Annotated in this window: 18 protein-coding genes; 6 read left to right on the forward strand and 12 right to left on the reverse strand. The window is 41.8% G+C overall.

Annotated elements, in window-relative coordinates; all coding sequences use genetic code 11:
• Positions 1–83 precede the first annotated feature (83 nt).
• The 5 genes from pntB to BS333_RS18015 all read right to left on the reverse strand — a co-directional run bounded on the left by pntB (position 84) and on the right by BS333_RS18015 (position 4955).
• On the reverse strand, positions 84–1478 hold the full coding sequence (gene pntB / locus BS333_RS17995) for a Re/Si-specific NAD(P)(+) transhydrogenase subunit beta (RefSeq protein WP_021711631.1): 1395 nt from the start codon (positions 1476–1478) through the stop codon (positions 84–86).
• Between the two features lie 11 nt (positions 1479–1489).
• Entirely contained in the window at positions 1490–3046 is a 1557-nt protein-coding gene (locus tag BS333_RS18000; protein ID WP_021711632.1) for a Re/Si-specific NAD(P)(+) transhydrogenase subunit alpha, read from the reverse strand.
• Positions 3047–3192: 146 nt separating this feature from the next.
• The gene (locus BS333_RS18005; RefSeq protein ID WP_021711633.1) at positions 3193–3474 is read right to left on the reverse strand and encodes an HlyU family transcriptional regulator; all 282 of its coding nucleotides are present in this window, start codon (positions 3472–3474) and stop codon (positions 3193–3195) included.
• A gap of 144 nt (positions 3475–3618) precedes the next feature.
• Positions 3619–3969 carry a late competence development ComFB family protein gene (locus tag BS333_RS18010; RefSeq protein WP_021711634.1) on the reverse strand — a complete coding sequence of 117 codons (351 nt, stop codon included), beginning with the start codon at positions 3967–3969 and terminating at the stop codon, positions 3619–3621.
• A gap of 23 nt (positions 3970–3992) precedes the next feature.
• Positions 3993–4955, reverse strand: coding sequence for a GGDEF domain-containing response regulator (locus tag BS333_RS18015; RefSeq protein ID WP_033004478.1), 963 nt, complete (start codon positions 4953–4955; stop codon positions 3993–3995).
• Between the two features lie 222 nt (positions 4956–5177).
• On the opposite strand from BS333_RS18015, the gene BS333_RS18020 reads away from it, so the two are divergent.
• Positions 5178–5618, forward strand: coding sequence for a DUF3069 domain-containing protein (locus tag BS333_RS18020; RefSeq protein WP_021711636.1), 441 nt, complete (start codon positions 5178–5180; stop codon positions 5616–5618).
• Between the two features lie 128 nt (positions 5619–5746).
• Here BS333_RS18020 and modC read toward each other — a convergent pair whose 3' ends face one another.
• The 3 genes from modC to modA are packed head-to-tail and all read right to left on the reverse strand — an operon-like array spanning position 5747 to position 8304.
• Positions 5747–6856: a molybdenum ABC transporter ATP-binding protein ModC gene (gene modC / locus BS333_RS18025; protein WP_021711637.1), complete on the reverse strand. Its 1110-nt coding sequence runs from the start codon at positions 6854–6856 to the stop codon at positions 5747–5749.
• Complete coding sequence (gene modB, locus BS333_RS18030) at positions 6853–7542, reverse strand: molybdate ABC transporter permease subunit (protein WP_021711638.1); 690 nt, start codon at positions 7540–7542, stop codon at positions 6853–6855. Before modB ends, modC begins: the two co-directional genes overlap by 4 nt.
• Positions 7543–7554: 12 nt before the next feature.
• Positions 7555–8304 (reverse strand): molybdate ABC transporter substrate-binding protein, encoded by a 750-nt coding sequence (modA, locus tag BS333_RS18035; protein ID WP_021711639.1) that lies wholly within the window; start codon positions 8302–8304, stop codon positions 7555–7557.
• Between the two features lie 381 nt (positions 8305–8685).
• On the opposite strand from modA, the gene BS333_RS18040 reads away from it, so the two are divergent.
• Positions 8686–9219 (forward strand): hypothetical protein, encoded by a 534-nt coding sequence (locus tag BS333_RS18040; protein ID WP_021711640.1) that lies wholly within the window; start codon positions 8686–8688, stop codon positions 9217–9219.
• A 91-nt stretch (positions 9220–9310) separates the two neighbouring features.
• Here the strand turns inward: BS333_RS18040 and BS333_RS18045 are convergent, their stop codons facing one another.
• The 3 genes from BS333_RS18045 to nrdD all read right to left on the reverse strand — a co-directional run bounded on the left by BS333_RS18045 (position 9311) and on the right by nrdD (position 13310).
• Positions 9311–10498 carry an amino acid aminotransferase gene (locus BS333_RS18045; protein ID WP_021711641.1) on the reverse strand — a complete coding sequence of 396 codons (1188 nt, stop codon included), beginning with the start codon at positions 10496–10498 and terminating at the stop codon, positions 9311–9313.
• Positions 10499–10694: 196 nt separating this feature from the next.
• Positions 10695–11174 (reverse strand): anaerobic ribonucleoside-triphosphate reductase-activating protein, encoded by a 480-nt coding sequence (gene nrdG, locus BS333_RS18050; RefSeq protein WP_021711642.1) that lies wholly within the window; start codon positions 11172–11174, stop codon positions 10695–10697.
• A gap of 15 nt (positions 11175–11189) precedes the next feature.
• Positions 11190–13310, reverse strand: a complete 2121-nt coding sequence (gene nrdD / locus BS333_RS18055) for an anaerobic ribonucleoside-triphosphate reductase (RefSeq protein ID WP_021711643.1) — start codon at positions 13308–13310, stop codon at positions 11190–11192.
• A 581-nt stretch (positions 13311–13891) separates the two neighbouring features.
• Between nrdD and BS333_RS18060 the strand changes: the two genes are divergently transcribed.
• The gene (locus BS333_RS18060) at positions 13892–14767 is read left to right on the forward strand and encodes an endonuclease/exonuclease/phosphatase family protein (protein ID WP_418369085.1); all 876 of its coding nucleotides are present in this window, start codon (positions 13892–13894) and stop codon (positions 14765–14767) included.
• Between the two features lie 222 nt (positions 14768–14989).
• A complete protein-coding gene (locus tag BS333_RS18065; RefSeq protein ID WP_021711645.1) occupies positions 14990–16252 on the forward strand; it encodes a hydroxymethylglutaryl-CoA reductase in 1263 nt (420 codons plus the stop codon).
• A 425-nt stretch (positions 16253–16677) separates the two neighbouring features.
• Here BS333_RS18065 and BS333_RS18070 read toward each other — a convergent pair whose 3' ends face one another.
• Complete coding sequence (locus tag BS333_RS18070; RefSeq protein WP_021711545.1) at positions 16678–17775, reverse strand: ketoacyl-ACP synthase III; 1098 nt, start codon at positions 17773–17775, stop codon at positions 16678–16680.
• A gap of 258 nt (positions 17776–18033) precedes the next feature.
• Here BS333_RS18070 and trxC point away from each other — a divergent pair, with 258 nt between their 5' ends.
• On the forward strand, positions 18034–18468 hold the full coding sequence (gene trxC, locus BS333_RS18075; protein ID WP_021711546.1) for a thioredoxin TrxC: 435 nt from the start codon (positions 18034–18036) through the stop codon (positions 18466–18468).
• Between the two features lie 175 nt (positions 18469–18643).
• Positions 18644–19804, forward strand: a complete 1161-nt coding sequence (locus BS333_RS18080; RefSeq protein ID WP_021711547.1) for an MFS transporter — start codon at positions 18644–18646, stop codon at positions 19802–19804.
• Positions 19805–19969 lie beyond the last annotated feature (165 nt).

The following is a 19969-nucleotide window of genomic DNA, read 5'->3' on the forward strand; positions in this document are numbered from 1 at the left end:
ACTATTACATTAACAGTATACAAAAAAGGCCAGCATTTGCTGACCTTAATTGATTTAATTGTTGATAAATATTTTTACCGTAGCTAGAGTGCTTTTAAAATTGACTCTACGGTTTCTTTGGCATCACCAAATAACATTGATGTATTCTCTTTAAAAAACAGGGGGTTTTGTACACCTGCATAGCCTGTATTCATGGAACGTTTAAAAACAATCACATTTTGTGCATTCCAAACTTCTAGAACAGGCATACCAGCAATTGGACTGTTTGGATCTTCTAGCGCAGCTGGATTAACGGTATCATTCGCACCAATCACCAACACAGTATCTGTTTCAGGAAAATCATCATTGATTTCATCCATCTCTAAGACAATATCGTAAGGGACTTTCGCTTCTGCTAACAAAACATTCATGTGACCCGGAAGCCGCCCAGCAACCGGATGAATACCAAAACGGACATTAACCCCCTGCGCACGCAGCTTTTCAGTAATCTCATGAACTGGATATTGCGCTTGTGCAACTGCCATACCGTACCCTGGAGTGATAATGACTGATTTTGAATTCTTCAACATATCTGCCACCTCTTCTGCGTTTACTTCAGTATATTCACCCTGCTCGTCATCACTTGTGATAACCACTTCTTGGCCAAAGCCACCTGCAATCACACTAATAAATGAACGGTTCATTGCTTTACACATAATGTACGAAAGAATGGCACCAGACGAACCAACTAACGCGCCTGTAACAATCAGCAAGTCATTAGCCAACATAAACCCTGCCGCCGCCGCCGCCCAACCTGAATAAGAGTTCAGCATAGATACGACCACAGGCATATCTGCTCCACCAATAGACGCGACGAGATGGTAGCCAAAAACAAATGCGATGAGCGTCATAGCCACTAACGCCATCATATTGCCATCAGCGTTGACAAAATAAACCATTAACCAAGCCGAAATTATAAGGATCGCAAGGTTCATCTTATGTTTATGAGGTAAGTTTAACGGTGAAGAAGAAATAATTCCGCGCAGCTTTCCAAACGCCACGACTGAACCAGTAAAGGTTATTGCTCCAATAAACACACCTAAAAAGACTTCGACCAGATGAATAACATGCTCGGCATGAATCTCTGTAAGCTCCGTAGAAACTGGAGCTGGTGGCGCTAAGTAGCTGTTGTAACCAACCAGAACAGCAGCCATACCAACAAAGCTGTGTAAGATAGCGACCAGTTCTGGCATTTCAGTCATTTCGACTTTTTTTGCATAATGGATACCAATACCACCGCCTATCACCATAGCAATGATAATCCAAGCAAAGCCTTCAGCATTGGGGCTAAAAATGGTCGCAAGTAACGCAATGACCATACCTGCGATCCCGAAATAATTACCTCTTCGAGCAGATTCTTGCTTTGAGAGGCCCGCAAGACTTAGGATGAAAAATAATGCAGCGACGATATACGCTGCCTGTACTAAACCAAAAGACATAATGACTCCTATTATTTGTCTTTGCGGAACATTTCAAGCATGCGTTTAGTAACCGTAAAGCCACCAAATATATTGATACTTGCAATAAGAACAGCAATGAATGATAGGAAGGTCACGACGCCATTCCCTTGACCAATTTGTAATAACGCCCCTACAACAATAATTCCAGAGATTGCGTTGGTCACCGACATTAATGGAGTGTGAAGAGCATGTGTCACATTCCAAACAACGTAATACCCCACAACACACGCTAGAACAAATACGGTAAAATGAGACAAGAATGCAGCTGGAGCCACTGAAGCAATCCATCCAAATGCGCCAAGCCCCAAGGCTAAGCATGCGACTTTCTTAGTAGGTGAAGTCGGTTCTGATTTTTTGGGGTCTTTTTTTATTGGTGCTTTTGACTCTACTTGTGGTTGAGCAGAAACCTGAATTGGAGGCGCTGGCCAAGTAATGTCACCAGCTTTGATCACAGTGACACCTCTTATGACAACATCATCAAAATCGATATCGATCTTGCCATCTTTTTCTTTACAAAGAAGTTTAAGTAGATTGACCAGATTCGTAGCATACAGTTGTGAAGATTGAGTCGGTAAACGACCCACCATATCTGTATAGCCGATAATCTTTACGCCGTTTGCCGTTGTGATTACTTGATCTTTGATCGTATATTCGCAGTTACCACCGTTGGCTGCCGCAAGATCTACAATAACGCTGCCTGCTTTCATGCTATCGACCATCTCTTTAGTAATCAATACTGGCGCAGGCTTTCCAGGAATAAGTGCAGTTGTAATGATAATATCAACATCTTTTGCCTGATCTGCATACAGCTCAGCCGCCTTATTGTTGAAATCATCTGACATCTCTTTGGCGTAACCATCACCAGAACCCGCTTCTTCTTTGAAATCGACAGTAAGAAATTCTGCGCCCATCGATTCAACTTGCTCTTTTACTTCGGGTCGAACATCAAATGCTCTAACAATCGCACCTAAGCTTCCTGCAGCACCAATTGCTGCCAATCCGGCAACGCCTGCGCCAGCGACCAGGACCTTTGCTGGAGGGACTTTACCTGCTGCTGTAATTTGACCAGTAAAAAAACGGCCAAACTCATGAGCGGCTTCTACCACAGCACGATAACCGGCAATATTTGCCATGGATGACAGAGCATCTAATGCTTGTGCTCTGGAAATACGTGGTACTGAATCCATAGCAAGAACATTGATATTCTTGGAAGAAAGCTGCTCCATCAACAGCGTATTTTGAGCTGGCCAAATAAAACTAATGAGTGTCGCTTCTTCTTGTAACTGTTCAATCTCATCAATCTCAAGTTCTGGATTCACTATGGGTGCATTCACTTTTAAGATGATTTCTGAAGCCCAAACCTCTTCCTTTGTAGACACTTTTGCACCAGCAGATTCGTAGGCAATATCATCAAAGCTAGCAAGTAAGCCAGCCTTTGATTCGATTACAACATCGAATCCTAATTTGATTAACTGCTCAACCGATTTTGGCGAGGCAGCTACTCGCGTTTCTCCCGCAAGTATTTCTTTAGGAACACCAATTTGCAAAACGCATACTCCTTGTATACATATGGCCATCATTTATAAAAGCAGGTCAATTACAACCATTTTTTAAGGTAAAAAACTAAAAGAGCCATTAGCATATACGCTAATGGCTCTCTTTGAGATGATACGAATCAAATTGCAACAATTTCTTAGCTGAAGATGCTATCACCCATCTGATCAATGAACATTTGAGATTTTTTAAGCATCAACTCGTTCGCATCTTGTTCTGCTAGCAAAAGGTCGGAACGGATAAAGCGGTGTGATTTTAATTCACCATTCAATTGTTTTTCGATACGCCCAGCGACCCGGTATTGCCCACCTTCTAAAAGACTTTCTTGATAGATTAAATACCCTTTGTATTCCATTGGCTCACTGATTTTCATCTCAGCGTTGTTTGAACTGCTCTTAAATAAACGAGAAAAAAATCCCACGCTCCCTCCTGTTGGGTATAGACATTAACGAAGATATTTTGGTTAAAATAACAATGACAGGCAAGCGGCAATACAAGAAATGATTTAAATAATCCATCAAAAGGGATAGTTAGACAAGGTCTATGAGAGCCTCATGGTAAAGCTCTAAATAGGATCATCATACAGCTCGAGAGCATTCTGTCGGCTTTCATTAGAATATGAAAGAAGAATTGGTACGTCGTTATTGCGATTTTGTCTTCGGTCTTGCTCAATCATTTTGACTGCATTCTCAACCGCAACAGACGCATTGTGTTTAAGTTGAGTGAGCTTATCTTCGGGTAGTGTCGCAAGAAAGTCGATATCATGTCGAATGTAAACTGGTTTTAATTGCACTAAAGCCAAACAAGCGATATCGGCAAGCTGTTCACTGTTAAACTGAGCAACAATATTCGATTCTGACAGTAATTGCCCAACGAGCGTTTCCATATAGTTATGAACTTCAGCACTAATTTGCATCGACTCTCTCCTTAAGTCATCTTCTATTCGGGCGACTCAATAACAGTATAAGTGTTTCGACCTCGTGATTTTGACAAGTACAGCGCCTTGTCAGCCAAAGAGTAAATCTCTGATATCTTCTCTTTACCCGTAGGTTGAAAAGCAAGCACACCCTGTGACACTGTCACGCAACTAGACACCGCTGAATATTCATGAACATAATCTAATGAGATCATAGCCTGTTGGACCCGAACCGCTTCTTTCTCAGCCGTATCTTTATCTGTACTGCTGAATATCAGAATAAATTCTTCTCCTCCATATCGGCCAACAAACTCCCCAGCCCGACAAAAAGTGCCTTTGAGTTGCTGGGCGATCGCTTTCAGGCAAAGATCGCCTTCTATATGACCGTAGTTATCATTAAAAAGTTTGAAAAAGTCGACATCAATAAGAATGATTGCCATGGGAATTCTGTGACGCCCATGCCATGCGATCATCGCCTGCAGTTGAGTATCAATATATCGGCGATTGTAAAGGTTAGTTAAACCATCTTCATTTGCTTGCTGTTGAAGCAAAATATTCATTGCCTCTAATTTTCTGGTTACTTGTTTAAGTTCACGACGCATCGACGCAATTCTTTGCATCGCCATTAATTTAGAGTTCAGCACTAAGCGATCAACGGGCTTGGTAAGATAATCATCGCCACCAGCAGCAATCGCTTTGGCAATCGTTTCTGGCTCTTCATGACTGCTTAAAAAGATGATGGGTATCCAGTCAGGAAACTTCTGTCTGATTCTTAATGACACTTCAAAACCTGTCATATTGGGCATCGCAATGTCTAAAAGGATAAGCTCAGGGTCAAAACGTTCATATAACTCAAGTGCTTCTCGGCCGCTACTCACTGCTTCGACATCATGTCCTTGCTGCTGTAACCTTATCGCCAATTGCATTCTGTCCACTTTGACATCATCGACAAGTAGAATACGCATGGCCGTTCCTGTTGGGAGCATGCCTTTCTCACATTATTTTTATATCTATTATTAAAAATATACCATTATGTGAATTTTGTATGATTAAAACGGAAAATAGATGCTATATTTTCGTTCTCAACTCATTTATTGGGTCGCTAAGCCATAGCGATATACAAGTCACCTTAAAATGCCTAGGTATAAAGGTAGCTATTTAATGTTTTTGGGATTAATATTCCTGCTTTTTGTAATGAGAGCGATATCATGTCAGAAGCCACTATGAACGAAGAAAACACCAAGATTGATCTTGCAACAATTTCTCCTGAGCTACGAAAAGTCATTGAGTTTGATGAAGTACCTGAGGAAATGTTTACAATGGTAGTCTCCATCCATGAAGTGTCAGAAGATGCTGTACGCGAGTCGTGGGATAGCATGCCAGCAAGCGCTCAGAATGTTTTAGACAACTTCGAGCAATTCCATGCATTAGTTTCGGTTGGGCAAGCATTCGCTGGTCTTAATGTTATGGAAGAGTTCCCAACCTTGAACTTACCTGAGAATATGAGTGACGAGGATAAAGAAGATTATCGAGCTCAGTTACTTGACAATGTACTTCATAACTGTGTTAAAGATATGGTTAAACAGGTGAAGAAAGCACGCCGTGATCCACTGCTAAAGCGTGAGTTTAAAGAAGTATTTACTAAGTAATCGTTATGCGGTTAAGGTATACCAACGGATTACCTCGCTAAGCAATCGAGCAATACTGAATTATGCTACTCAGTAAATTCGTAAAACGTCGTTCGGCTCTGTACGGCGTTTTTTTTGTACTTAAAGAATCAATCGTAATGTGGTCCGAGTAGGTCTTTGGGGCTAATTGCCACTCCTTTAATTTGTACATATACCTTATCATTAACCTGCAAGTTCAAGTCATCAATAGACCATTTGGTAAGATTAGCGTAGAGACAACATGACCGGGCCAGATTCAGTGACACTGTCACATTTTGTCTTCCTCCAGCGCAATTCACTTCCTGCATTGAAATCACTTTACCTAAAAGTACATTTCGGATAGAAGTCGCTATTGGTTTTTCCAGTGAGATAGAGACATCGTTCGAGCGTATTTGTAAACGAACCCAATCACCCAATTCTGCCTCTACCCTCTGAACCCAAAGCTCAACATTAGGCGCAACGGCTACTTTTGTCATTGTATATGTATCGTGCTGTTCTATTACCTTACCTTGAAAAAAGCTGCTCTGTTCACTGAACGATTGCCATGGCAACATTTCTTGTGAACTCCATACCTCTTCTAATGAACCAGAAATGGTAACTTTGCCACGATCTAAAATAGATAGATGATTTGAAAGGCGAACGATTTCCTGCAAGCTGTGTGAAACATAAATGATCGGCGTATTTACCGTCTGAGAAAGATTTTCCAGAAATGGTAAAATCTCTTGTTTTCGTGGCAAATCCAGTGAAGCTAATGGCTCATCCATTAAAAGTAAATCAGGCTTCGATAACAAAGCTCTAGCAATAGCAACTCGTTGTTTCTCACCACCCGAGAGTGAAATAGGGAAACGATTGAGAAGTGGATCAATTGCGAGAAGTTCTACGATAGTTTTGAAATACTGTTCATCCTTATTCGTCATTCCATAGAGGAGGTTGCCTTTCACTGAGTAGTGAGGAAATAGCCTAGAATCTTGAAAAACATAACCAATGTTTCGTTTGTGAACGGGTAAATTTATGTTTCTTGAACTGTCAAATAAGACATGCTCACCAATACTTATTTGTCCCTCCCTCGGCGCAAACAAACCACTGATCACATTAATAACCGTTGTTTTTCCAGCTCCTGAACGGCCGAATAAAGCGCTGATTCCCTGCTGAGGTAAGGTAAAATCGATATCAAAATCAACGTCGGAGAAGGACTGTTTAAATCGAATTTTAATGCTCATTTTATTTCACCTAAACGACGCATGGCTTTGCGACTTAACCATTCGGAGACCATTAAAGAAGAAAGTGCTAGAGCAATAGAGATAAGACAAAGACGAGCAGCTTCAATCTCTGCACCTGGAGTCTCGATAAAATTATACATCGCGAGTGGTATCGTTTGTGTCTCCCCTGGAATATTTGAAACAAAGCTGATTGTTGCGCCAAATTCTCCAAGGCTTCGGGCAAAAGCAAGCATAGTACCAGTGACAATACCTGGGATTGTAAGCGGTAACGTAATAGTGAAAAACACTTTAATCGGCGATGCCCCAAGTGTCGCAGCAGCATACTCCAGCTTTGAGTCAACGCTGTCCAAACTCAGACGTATTGAACGCACCATTAGAGGTAAGGCAACGACCATACACGCAACCACTGCACCTTTCCAGTTGAAGCTAAAAACTAAACCAAACTGTTGGTAAAGCCAATGACCAAGAAAACCGTTTTTACCAAGAGTGATAAGCAAAAGATAGCCAATAACAACTGGGGGTAAAACAAGCGGTAAGTGTACCAAGCTGTCTATAATTGATTTACCGACAAACTGTGTTCGTGAAAGTAACCAAGCTAGGCCTAAGCCAAGCGGTATCAGCCATAAAATAGTATAAAAACTCACTTTTAAGCTTAACGTTAACGCCTGATATTCAAGTTCTGTCACTCTAATAGCCTTTTATTGAAAACCGTATTGATTAAAAATATGCTTTGCAGAATCAGAGCGTAAAAAATCAAAGAATAACGTCGCCTGCTCGGACTGCTTTATGATAGCAGCAGGATACACGATTTTATCATGAGTGCCTTGGTTAAATTCCCCGACCACTTTTACGGTATCAATTAATTGTGCATCCGTTTTATAAACGATCCCTAAAGGCGATTCTCCTCGACTAACCAGTGCCAGTGCTAAGCGAACGCTTTTTGTCGGTGCAATAAAACCCTCAAGATCAGACCAGTGGCTTAAAGCAGTTAATGCTTGTTTAGCATAAATTCCTGCTGGTACCGAAGTGGGATCCCCCATCGCTAATCGCCCTCCATCCAAAGCCATTTGCCATTGCGTAAGGTTCGATAATTCCAACTTGTTTATCTTGGAAGTACTTGGTGTGATCACCACCAACTGATTGGTTACCAAATTTGTGACGTCGTCACCTTTTAGATTCATATCTTTTACAACAAAATCCATCCATACCGAATTAGCTGAAATAAAAATATCCGCTGGAGCTCCGTTTATAATTTGTCGTGCTAATGAAGATGAGCCGCCATAAATAGGTACGACCTTAACTGAGTGCTTTTTGTTAAACTCTCGAATGACTTCATTAATCACATTAGTCATTGAAGAAGCCGCATAAACTTTAATATCAGCAGCATAAGCCGAATTTTGTAAAACTAGCAATATCGTCAAACAAGCCAGTATGAACCACCTTTTCATACATACATTCCTTTTTAAGATTCTCAAATAAAGTAATCTCCTGAATAAAACCAAAAAAGAAATATTACTTTATGAATCATCTTCAACTGTACCATATATCTTTATATATCATATCGTTATCTTATACTTAGACTCAAGCACTTGAGTGTTATATTTGCATTTCAATGGACAAATGTTTATAAACTGTTGGCTTCAAAATATATAATTCAGTGCATTTGGGGGTTACTTGGGTATACCGCTGAATTGAATACAACGAACGCATGACGTAAACTGTTGAATATGATATACCCAAGTGACTTTAAGATACTTGGATATACTGTTACTTTTTTGTTATATAGCTTGTCAAAGCTAGGTTTCAATTCGATTCTTCTGGAGATTTCCATGTTAAAAGCCCTAAAGGTTCTGTCCCTTGGTTTATGCGCTATTTTACCACTCTCTTCATACGCCAATAATTTTAACTACAACATGTTAGAAGTTCGTATGGGAACAAGCCCTGGCACATTTGGAGGCGAAGCATCCACCTACTTTACTCAAAACACTCATTTCATTGGCCGTGTAGACACATCATTTGATAATGATTGGGATATGGCTGCTGGTGTGGGCTTTAATGGACCTGCTGGTCAGTTTGCTGATGTCTATGGCCAAATGCTAGTACATAACGTCAAGTCTGAAAATGATGATATTATCGGCAATAAATGGCGCACCGAGATCAATATCGGCACACGAATCTGGTTTATGCAAAATGTAGAGCTACACGCTCGTCTCGGTCAATTGATAGATAATGATGAGTCGAATCTTATTTACAACGTTGGTGCTCGTTTCTATTCAACTCAACAGCTGTCGATTGGGGCAGAGATCAAGGATAATGCCATATATGGCTCACAAATGGTGTTATCAGCTCGATTTAATTACTAGAATCTGCCGAAGAGCCAGCAAGCCTCTCAGTGCATCGAGAGGCTTAAAATATCGATAAAATGGCCGCTATTTTACGATATAAAAAAGTATTCTAACCTTGAGCAACTTTATGAATTGCCTTCGCGACATAAGGGATAGCTTTTTCAGTCAAACCTGCAATGTTCACTCTGCCATCACCAACAGCATATACCCCGAACTGCTGCTGTAATTGGGTCATTTGATTATGGTTAAAACCAATGACACTGAACATCCCTTTATGGCTTTCAATAAAATCAAATTGCTCTGAGTTGTGCTCGGTTCGCAGTTGTTGACACAAAGCATGGCGCAATTTTATTAACCGTTGCTGCATTTCATCAAGCTCTTGCTTCCAAACCGACGTCAAATGCGTATCTTGTAAAATCGTTTTTACCAGTGCAGCACCATGATCTGGCGGCATGGTGTAGTTAGTACGAACAACCGTCAGCAGCTTACTTTTTGCATTCGTTACGTCTTGAATACTCTTGCCCACAATCAAGGCCGCACCTGTACGTTCACGATAGAGTCCGAAGTTTTTAGAACAAGAGGTAGTGATCAACATTTCATCGACATGATCAGCCATAAAGCGTAAGCCTTTCGCATCCTCTTCAAGGCCATCGCCAAACCCTTGGTAAGCCACATCAACAAAAGGAATAAAGCCATTTTTCTGTGACAACTCAGTAATGGCTTGCCAAACAGAGAAGTCGAAGTCAGCCCCTGTAGGATTGTGACAACAGCCATGAAGCAACACGACATCTGACGGGCCAGCTTTGGAGAGATCATCCAGCATTTGAGCAGTGTCGACACCTTTTGTTTCTGGCGAGAAATAACGATACAACTTAACGTTGAGTCCAGCTGCTTCCATTATTGGCTTATGGTTAATGTAACTAGGGTTAGAGATCCAAACGGTCGTATCAGGTTGCACAAGCTTCATTAGGTCGGCCAACATACGTAGCGCCCCACTTGCGCCTGGTGTTTGGACGGTCGCCACCCTCCCCATTGCTGAAGTCCCTTGCAAAAGTAGGCTCGTCATACATTGGTTGAATTCTTCACACCCCGCTAAGCCGACATAAGATTTTGTTTTTTGGTTTGATATGACAATATCTTGCGCACTTTGAACCGCCTTCATGATTGGTGTTTCACCCAAACTATTTTTGTACACGCCAATGCCAAGGTCGATCTTATCTGGACGAGGATCGTTTCGATAAGCAACCGATAAAGATAAAATAGGATCTAATGCTGTTGTTGGAAGATGAGAAAACATGAAAGTCATAACCCTTTGAAATCCAAGAAGTGGACCTAACGTTATCATTTTCAGGTTGAATTCAGAAAGACTTTTTGTCGCATTTCATCGATTAAGGTATAAAATGTTGGTCAATTGCATTTTTTATGAGCGGGCTCATTGCAAAAAAGCACAATTACCTTCACTTCATTTACCTGATTGAGCCTTGGCTACCTCATTACCTAAGGAATCGTTCTGTAAATCGATAGATCACCTGATTAGAGCTGCCTCGCCACTCTAAATCCAAATCTTTTTTATCTTGTTCAAACTTTCCATCAACCAAAGTATCAATCAAAGCAATCACGGCCCTTTGAGCTTCATTTAGAGCTTCAAGTTGATAGCCAGTCCAAAGCCAAATATCCTTATCTGGACATTCTTTTCGAACGCGTTTTACCAGTTTGAGGATACTCGGTACATTTGCAGGGTGAAGGGGATCACCACCAGATAAAGAGAGGCCACGTCGTTTAATCCGAGTGTCCTTTAAATCAGCGATGATTTGATCTTCTGCTCGCTGGGTAAACGGTTGACCTGCACTCAGAGATTGGCTTGACTGATTGTAGCAGCCACGACATTGATGTTCGCACCCCGAAACAAATAAAGTACATCGTGTACCAGGGCCATTCACCACATCAAGTGGGTAATATTGCATATAATTCATTCGGATTCATACCCATTAAAGGTGTTTCACTCGCCTTTTCACTTCTTCTTGCTTGCCAAAGTTAAACGGCCGAGCATCTGGGCTCCCCAAATATCCGCATACTCGACGTGTCACTGATACTTTAGTGGAATCATGATTACCACAATTTGGGCAAGTAAAGCCTTTACTCGTACACTCGAACTCGCCGTTAAAGCCACACTCATAGCATTCATCGATAGGTGTATTGGTTCCATAATATGGCACACGTGAGTAACTGTAATCCCATACATCTTCCAATGCTTCAAGGTTACGCTGCATATTAGGAAATTCACCATAGCAGATAAAACCACCACTCGAGATTTCTGGGTATGGCATCTCAAAGTCAATTTTATCGTAAGGGTTCACTTTCTTTTCCACATCTAGGTGGAAACTGTTGGTGTAATATCCCTTATCCGTCACTCCTTCAATAACACCAAACTCCTTGGTATCAATGCGACAGAAGCGGCTGCATAAGTTTTCACTCGGTGTTGCATACAGACTAAACCCATACCCCGTTTCATCCGTCCATTGATTCACCGCTTTTTTCATGTATTGAATGATAGCAATGGCTCTTTCTCGAAGAATTTGGTCATCGTAGACATGACGGTCATTACCAAACAGCGCTTGGATGGTTTCATGAATTCCGATATAGCCAAGGGAAATAGACGCACGGCCATGTTTGAAAATGTCAGCAATCGCATCATCCGCTTGTAAACGTACACCACACGCCCCTTCCATATACAAAATAGGCGCGACACGGGCTTTAACATTTTCCAAACGACTAATGCGAGTTTCTAACGCTTTACGAGCGAGGCGAAGGCGTGTATCTAATAAGTCGTAAAAAAGTGCTTCATTGCCTGCCGCTCGAAGCGCAATTCGCGGTAAGTTCAAGCTGACCACACCTAAGTTATTACGCCCTTCGTGAATAAGTTCACCATTCTCTTGGAACACCCCTAAGAAACTTCGACAACCCATTGGTGTTTTAAATGAACCGGTTATCTCCACCACTTTGTCATAGTTGAGGATATCCGGATACATTCTTTTTGAAGCACATTCAAGCGCGAGTTGTTTGATATCGTAATTAGGATCAGTAGAACGATGATTTAACCCATCTTTAATGGCAAAGACTAACTTAGGGAACACAGCTGTTTTATGGTTTTTTCCAAGCCCAGCAATACGATTGTTTAAAATGGACGTCTGAATTAAACGTGATGCCCAGCTTTTACCCAAGCCAAAACCAAAGGTAACAAAGGGAGTTTGCCCGTTTGCTGTATGCAAAGTATTCACTTCATATTCCAATGATTGGAAAGCGTCGTAGCACTCTTTTTCAGTTCGAGCCTTAGCAAAAGCTTGTTGTTCAGTAATGCCCCACTCTTTTGCTACCTCTAAATGTTTATCGAAGCTCGCGATGACATAAGGTTCTAGGACTTCATCAATCCTATTGATTGTCGTCCCACCGTAAATATGACTCGCCACCTGCGCAATAATTTGAGCGGTAACGGCCGTTGCCGTTGAAATCGATTTTGGCGTATCAATCTCAGCATTGCCCATTTTGAAACCATGGGTAAGCATGCCTTGTAAATCGATAAGCATACAGTTAAACATCGGAAAAAAAGGCGCGTAGTCGAGATCATGATAATGGATATCACCCGATTCATGAGCAAGCACAACATCTCGTGGCAAAATATGAGTTTTAGCGTAATGTTTCGCAACAATACCCGCCAATAAATCCCGTTGGGTAGGAATGACTTTACCATCTTTATTGGCATTTTCGTTGATCAGATCAAGGTTGCTTTCCTCGATAAGTCCCTCGATTTCACGCGTAAGAGAACTTTGCTTTTCTCTTGCAATATCGCGATCGTGTCGGTATTCGATATAAGAGCGTGCCAATGACTTATGTGGACCTTGCATCAGTTCATTTTCAACAAGATCTTGTATCTCATGGATATGAATTTCATCGTGATCACTGAGTTTCACTTCGATGGCAAGAGCAACATTGAGAGCATAAATGGCGATTTCTTTGCTTTTTTGCTCCGCTGCCGATTCAATAGCAACTTGAATTCGGGCTCTTTCAAAAGGCGCTCTCGAGCCATCTCGTTTGATTACGATTGGTTTCACATCGGTTCCTTAATTTGGATAAACATACGCGTTTAACAGCTTTGTTGTTTCACGGCCAGGTATGCAGCTGTTATGTTTTTTAGAGAAAGTGACTGACTCGGTATCTCCTTTTAGAGACCATGGTCAGGGTGGTTAAAGCACAACGCAATGCCTCATCAGCTCGATATCATGCCCCCGGGTTCGAGTCCGTATCTGAACGACCATTAGTGCATATGTGCTACTTAACTTAACACACACCCACAACATATTGTGGCGTATTAAACGAAAAGCGCCATCTAAATACTTTGACTTTGATCAATAAAAAGCCGTCGTCGTACAATAAGAAAACAGTGCGAGCCTATTTCTAAAACTGTCAAAAACATGACTCAAACCCGACTGAATTTATAAAAAATTAATGTTTGTTTTTCAAAAATTGACGCAGACCACTTTTCAGGTTCAATTTCAACAAGCTTTGCTCGCAAAACATCAACATCAGACATTTTCCTCTGAAGATATTGTAGTAGGATGTTCTATATGACCTTAAGGTGCTTAGGTATATTAAAGAATATGCCACGCTGTCAAAAACGAGTTTATCCACGATGATAAGAATATGTTTATTGCTGACGGTTTTATTGTTTAATCGTCAAGGTATTGCCCAAAACCTCTCATTTACCGAACCTCTAAAATTCACCAGTTGGAACTTTGAATGGTTATCAAGTGGAAAAGGTAAAGTGATAAGAGACCAGCATGACTTCACTAAGTTGAGTATGTATATGCAGCAATTATCACCAGATGTTCTTGCCTTTCAAGAAGTGGACAGCACAGCTGCAATCCGAAAAGTGGTAGGAGACAATTACACCATTTACCTCTCCGACCGCGCACAACGCCGTTATCAATCATTACAGTTCAGAGATATTAATCAGTACACCGGCTTTGCCGTCCGTAAAGGTTTAGATGTCATTGATGAGCCAGATTTTTCTGTTACCAAAGGGAGGAGTAAGCTGCGATTTGCCAGTTATGTCGTTCTTAACCCAAACAAAAAGAATGAAATCCATCTGCTATCTGTTCATTTAAAAGCAGGATGCAGCGGGGCCTATAAAAATAGCCGAGACTGTAAAATCCTTAAGCAGCAAGGCCAAGCTCTGGCAAAGTGGATGAAAGAACGGGCTTCCAAGAAACAGAAATACGCCGTTCTTGGTGACTTTAATCATAATTTAGCGTATCGCGGTGACTGGCTTTGGTCGCAAATATCACGCGGCAATAGTGCCAAATTGATGACAAAAAATACGCCAGCTAAGTGTAAAGTACGCTCGAAGAAGAAACCCAATAAAACTCATCAGTTCCGCTCTTTGATTGACCATATTATTGTCAGCAATGGCGTGGCGGCCTCTGCCAGCATCCAAACACCTTTCAAGAGTCAAGATGTTCTGGATTACACGCTCAGCGATCACTGCCCTATTTCAACGCAGATCCAATAGCTCAATAACCCATATATTTAGAAACCTAAGTAATTTAAAACCTAAGCAACTTAGGCAAGACAAGATAGTAAAAGTAGAAATATTTTAACGATAATATCCAAGCAACCTCGAAAGGCTTGATTCCGAGCGAACACGATATCTTGTTACAAAAAATCAAGTGGGGATTGTAATTGTTTCAGGTATCACTACAATTCCAAAGAAAACGAACCACGAAACCTGTCTATGCCGAAACTTCATTTAAACAGCGCAATGCACCGCACAGATCTGACTGAAATTGAAACCAGCGAAAAAATCCAATCGGCATTAGAACCGAAGTTCCACAAACCCAATGTAAAGCTTTGTTTAAGTCCGAGCTTAACCGAAAAAAATATCGAACGACGTTGGAAAGTTTTGGAATCATACACCGATAAAACACTATTATTGGATGATTTCACTCGGTCCCATTTTGAGCAATATTCGCATAATATTGAACACTTTATTGGTACAGTCAATTTACCAGTCGGCGTTGCAGGTCCACTTCGTGTTAATGGGCTTTATGCCAATACCGACTATTTGGTGCCATTAGCCACCACCGAAGCTGCTTTGGTTGCTTCATACAATAGAGGTGCAAATTTAATCACAGCGGCAGGAGGAGCAAGCACACTCGTCATTAGTGAAGGGGTAAGCCGTACTCCTGTATTTGCATTTCAATCTCTTGCAGAAGCCGCTCAATTTGTCAGCTGGGTAGTAACACAATATGACATTTTCCGTAAAGAAGCTGAGTCCACTACTACGCACGGAAAGCTGAAAGACATTAATGTCCACATCGAAGGTAATCACGTCTACTTAGTGTTTGAATATGTCACTGGTGATGCTTCCGGACAAAACATGGTTACAATTGCAACGCATAATGTCTTCCATTACATCCTCAATCATAGTCCTGTTACCCCCATCGAAGCCTTCTTGGATGGTAATTTATCCGGTGACAAAAAAGCCAATAGCCACACATTACGCTCTGTCCGTGGTAAAAAAGTTTCAGCTGAAATCACCATCCCTACAGAGTTAGTGCAAAAGTACCTACATACTACCCCTGAAAGTATGGTCAAGTTCGGTAAAATGACCATGGTTGGAGGTCTTTTAAGCGGTTCAATTGGCATCAATGCTCACTATGCGAACGCATTAACCGCCCTTTACATAGCATGCGGACAAGACGCTGCCTGTGTCGCGGAGTCTGCTGTGGGCATCACACGAATGGACGTCAACGCGGAAGGTAACTTGTATGCTTCTGTGACGTTACCCAATATTATGGTTGGAACCGTTGGCGGTGGTACGGGACTACCCACTCAAAAAGCATGTTTGGATATTCTAGGGCTGCATGGTAATGGTAAAGCCAAAGCCCTCGCTGAAGTCGCTGCTGCTTTATGTTTAGCTGGTGAACTTTCCATCGTGGGTGCATTTTGTGCCGACCATTTTTCCCGAGCGCACCATAAACTTGCAAGGAAATAACCCGTATAGCCAGAACGTTTTTACGCCCAAGTACTCTTTTGTACCCAAGTAATTTTAAGATGCTTGGGTATATACCCAAGTAACCTCAAGATACTGTGTTCAGCGAGATGACCTTAGCTCTCAGGCGCGGAAACGATTCGAAGATATAGTGGCTCTACATTGAGAATCGTTAACAAAGTCTGAGAGTTAAGGACACTCGCCCTTTGGGAGCGTGTCACTGAGCCGACTTCTTGCGTCAGGCAACCGTTTTTCTTACAAAATAAGAAAGAGCCTGCTATTCCGCTTCGTTGTCTTCCTTGAATTCGACTCAGTGACCTCGCTCTGAATCAAGCATCTTGAAGTCACTTGGGTATAAGTGACTAGCTCGTTATACCTCTCTCAAAAAAGAGAGGTATAACTTCTCAACATTCTTAAACTATTGTCGCTTAAAGATGCTTCTTCCGCGCATTATCAAGACAACGCGTAACCGATTCTTGAATTAATTCTGCTGCACTTTGGTGACATTCAGGCAATTGCGCCTCGCTCTCAGCAACCGGCGTTACCCTGTCACCCCACTTAAGTAAAGCTGCACCCCAAGTGAGACCCGCTCCAAATGCGGCCAGTAGAAGGTTTCCTCCCGGTTTTACCCTACCTTCTTCTAAGGCTTCACACAAAGCGATGGGCACCGTTGCTGCAGAAGTATTGCCATATTTATGAATATTGATAAACGCTTTCTCTTCATCTATACCCGTTAATTCACACAAAGTTTGAATGATTCGAATATTGGCCTGATGAGGGATAACAAGGTCAATATCATCGGTTGTTAGCTCAGCATTTTTTAAGACATTTTTTGCAGCCAGTCCCATCCCTTTTACTGCGCGTTTGAAAATCTCCTGACCGACAAAATCGAAATGCCAAAATGCGTTATCTGGACAGAAACGATCCATCGCTGAACCAAATTTTGGCACCGATAAAATATCGCGCCCATTGGCATCACACCCGACTTTAGACTGCATCAGCCCTAGCGGCTGTTCTGTGCGGCTGAGCACGACCGCCCCAGCTCCATCCGCAAAGAGAACGGCAGAGTCTCTTAACGACCAATCAATATAGAACGACAGTCGTTCTGCTCCAATGACAACCGCATGATGGTAATTACCTGCTTGAATTAACCTGGTTGCTGTTTCTAACCCATAGATAAAACCCGTGCATGCCGCATTTAAATCAAAGGAAGCTGCGGAGCGAATTCCTAAATTCTGTTGAACCTTAGAGGCAATGTTTGGAATCAAGGTATCAGGCGAGCAAGTCGCAACAATGATAATATCGATATCAGAGACTTCAAGACCAGCCCGTGCTATTGCATGCTGGGCGGCGACGGTTGCAAGATCAGAGGTATTAACATGGCTGATTCGTCGACTTTCAATCCCTGTTCGAGTCTTTATCCATTCATCTGATGTGTCGATAAACGTACTCAGTTCTTCATTAGATAATGTCGCTGGTGGGATACATTTCCCCCAGCCTGTAATTTCAGCATAAAAATTTGTCATCCAAGCACCATTTAATGTTGATTTCTTGGGGATTTCCCTAGAAGCTGTAAAGATCTTACTCTGCCTAGCCTACTCGTAGGCAGCAGGATGAAAATAAGTATATGCAACAAGTATAATTATGCGAGGTTGAAATTAAGTCCACTTACATTAATCCGACTCTAGATGATGTCCGGCAATCAATGTATGTTCAATTAAAGCTTCTTTCATGATCGCCTAATTTTCTGCAAATACACAAAGATAGAAACAAAGGAAAACATCATGTCATCATTTAAAACTCGCTGCCCTTCTTGTGGCAGTTTAAACCGTGTTCCTAATGAACGAGTGTCAGAGTCCGCAAATTGTGGAAAATGCCAGCAAGCTTTGTTTGATGGAGCACCAATAGAAGGAACGATTGAGAATTTCTCTGCCCTACTAGAAAGTGACCTTCCTGTCGTTGTCGATTTTTGGGCACCGTGGTGCAACCCTTGTGTTGGGTTTTCCCCAGTTTTCAGTGATGTGGCAAATGAAAAAAATGGCAAGTTACGCTTTGTCAAGGTAGATACCGAAGCTCAGCAGCAACTTGCCGCTCAATTTGGCATTAGAAGTATTCCTACGGTCATGGTATTTAAAGGTGGTCAGCGCCTTGACACCATCAATGGTGCACTGCCTAAGACTCAGTTTGAACAGTGGCTAAATCAAGCACTTAATAAATAATACTAGCAGCTGGCCTACTTGTTAGGCTGGCTTTTTTTACCCCATCAAATTCTCTAAACTTCGATAAATATTTTTTGTCGACACGACAGAAATTTATCAGTTTACTTGACGATTAAATCACCTATTATGCGCGCCTGATCACTCTTTTATTAATCAATTTTTTAGGCGTAAAACATTGGACAACATCGTCAACACCCCAGTATCTCCAAAAGTTACAGTTCCGGTTATTGCACTGTCTCTTTATGCAGTAGCATCTGGTTATTTAATGAGCTTAATCCCTCTGATGTTGGGCGAATACCACATCTCTGTCGATTACGCGAGTTGGTTGGCCAGTGTTTTTTATGGCGGACTTTTGGTGGGTGCTGTTTTTTTTGAACGAGTTGTTCGCCTACTCGGTCACAGACAAGCCTTTGTTGGCTGCCTAGTCGCATTTTCTTGCACCGTTATGATTATGCCCTTGCTTCCGAATCCTAGCGTTTGGCTCATTGCCCGTTTTATCGCAGGTATCGCAGTTGCGGGGGTCTTCGTCATTGTTGAGTCTTGGCTGATGTCAGGAGAAGAAGCCACTCGAGCAAAACGACTCAGTTTTTACATGCTCTCTCTTTATGGTGGCTCAGCTCTTGGCCAGCTTGGTATTGGCGTATTAGGTGTCAGCGGAGGAGTGCCATTTGTTGCAATCACAACGCTCATCATGATCGCTATATTAGTGTTGCTGTTTATCGACTCTGAACAACCAAAAAGCCACGAGTCAACGGCGTTATCACTTAAACAAATCATGAAGCTAAGCCATGCCGCTATTATTGGCTGTATCATATCAGGGCTAACACTAGGGTCTATTTATGGCATGATGCCAGTGGAATTAGCAAACCGTAATATTAATCATCAAGATATTGGAACCTTAATGGCTTTGGTTATCTTAGGCGGAATGCTGGTTCAGCCAATGGTAGCAACACTGAATAAATACATGGGAAGAACCGTACTCATGGCTTTTTTCTGTATATTGGGTATTTTTTCAATCGGGCTGACATTCATCTCAAGCTCAACAGCAGTCTTAGCCGTCGCTTTGTTCTTGATTGGAATGGCGATCTTTGCCCTATACCCGATTGCTATTAACCTAGGTTGTGAAGGCTTAGAAGAGCGATACATCGTCTCTGCAACCCAAGTCATGCTGTTTAGCTACAGCATTGGCTCAGTCGTAGGGCCTGTAGTCGCTGACCAATTTATGGATAAAATACACGGTTTGTTAGGGTATTTATTTACGGCTTTACTCGCAACGTGTCTCTATATGTTGCTTGCAGCTGCTCGCTCAAAACGTCCAATGGCGACGGGCCTGTAAACAAAGCCTTAAACTGCAAACTTTCTGGGGTCTGTTTCTCTTTCGAAATAAAACTGTATTCGAAAAGTCAACAGACCCTAAGTCACACTATCCCTAGAGTCGCAAGAGAACCAAAAGTCAAAAGAGCGCTAAGCTCTCGTTATATTTCAGAGAGTTTTTCCAACT

Source organism: Vibrio azureus (genome assembly GCF_002849855.1).
Classification (GTDB): domain Bacteria; phylum Pseudomonadota; class Gammaproteobacteria; order Enterobacterales; family Vibrionaceae; genus Vibrio; species Vibrio azureus.

Coding starts and splice junctions, on each gene's coding strand:
- modA (WP_021711639.1), bottom strand. CDS start 8,304: ATGAAAAGGTGGTTCATACTGGCTTGTTTGACGATATTGCTAGTTTTA.
- BS333_RS18065 (WP_021711645.1), top strand. CDS start 14,990: ATGCCGAAACTTCATTTAAACAGCGCAATGCACCGCACAGATCTGACT.
- modC (WP_021711637.1), bottom strand. CDS start 6,856: ATGAGCATTAAAATTCGATTTAAACAGTCCTTCTCCGACGTTGATTTT.
- BS333_RS18020 (WP_021711636.1), top strand. CDS start 5,178: ATGTCAGAAGCCACTATGAACGAAGAAAACACCAAGATTGATCTTGCA.
- BS333_RS18070 (WP_021711545.1), bottom strand. CDS start 17,775: ATGACAAATTTTTATGCTGAAATTACAGGCTGGGGGAAATGTATCCCA.
- BS333_RS18015 (WP_033004478.1), bottom strand. CDS start 4,955: ATGCTCCCAACAGGAACGGCCATGCGTATTCTACTTGTCGATGATGTC.
- trxC (WP_021711546.1), top strand. CDS start 18,034: ATGTCATCATTTAAAACTCGCTGCCCTTCTTGTGGCAGTTTAAACCGT.
- BS333_RS18010 (WP_021711634.1), bottom strand. CDS start 3,969: ATGCAAATTAGTGCTGAAGTTCATAACTATATGGAAACGCTCGTTGGG.
- BS333_RS18040 (WP_021711640.1), top strand. CDS start 8,686: ATGTTAAAAGCCCTAAAGGTTCTGTCCCTTGGTTTATGCGCTATTTTA.
- BS333_RS18045 (WP_021711641.1), bottom strand. CDS start 10,498: ATGTTTTCTCATCTTCCAACAACAGCATTAGATCCTATTTTATCTTTA.
- nrdG (WP_021711642.1), bottom strand. CDS start 11,174: ATGAATTATATGCAATATTACCCACTTGATGTGGTGAATGGCCCTGGT.
- pntB (WP_021711631.1), bottom strand. CDS start 1,478: ATGTCTTTTGGTTTAGTACAGGCAGCGTATATCGTCGCTGCATTATTT.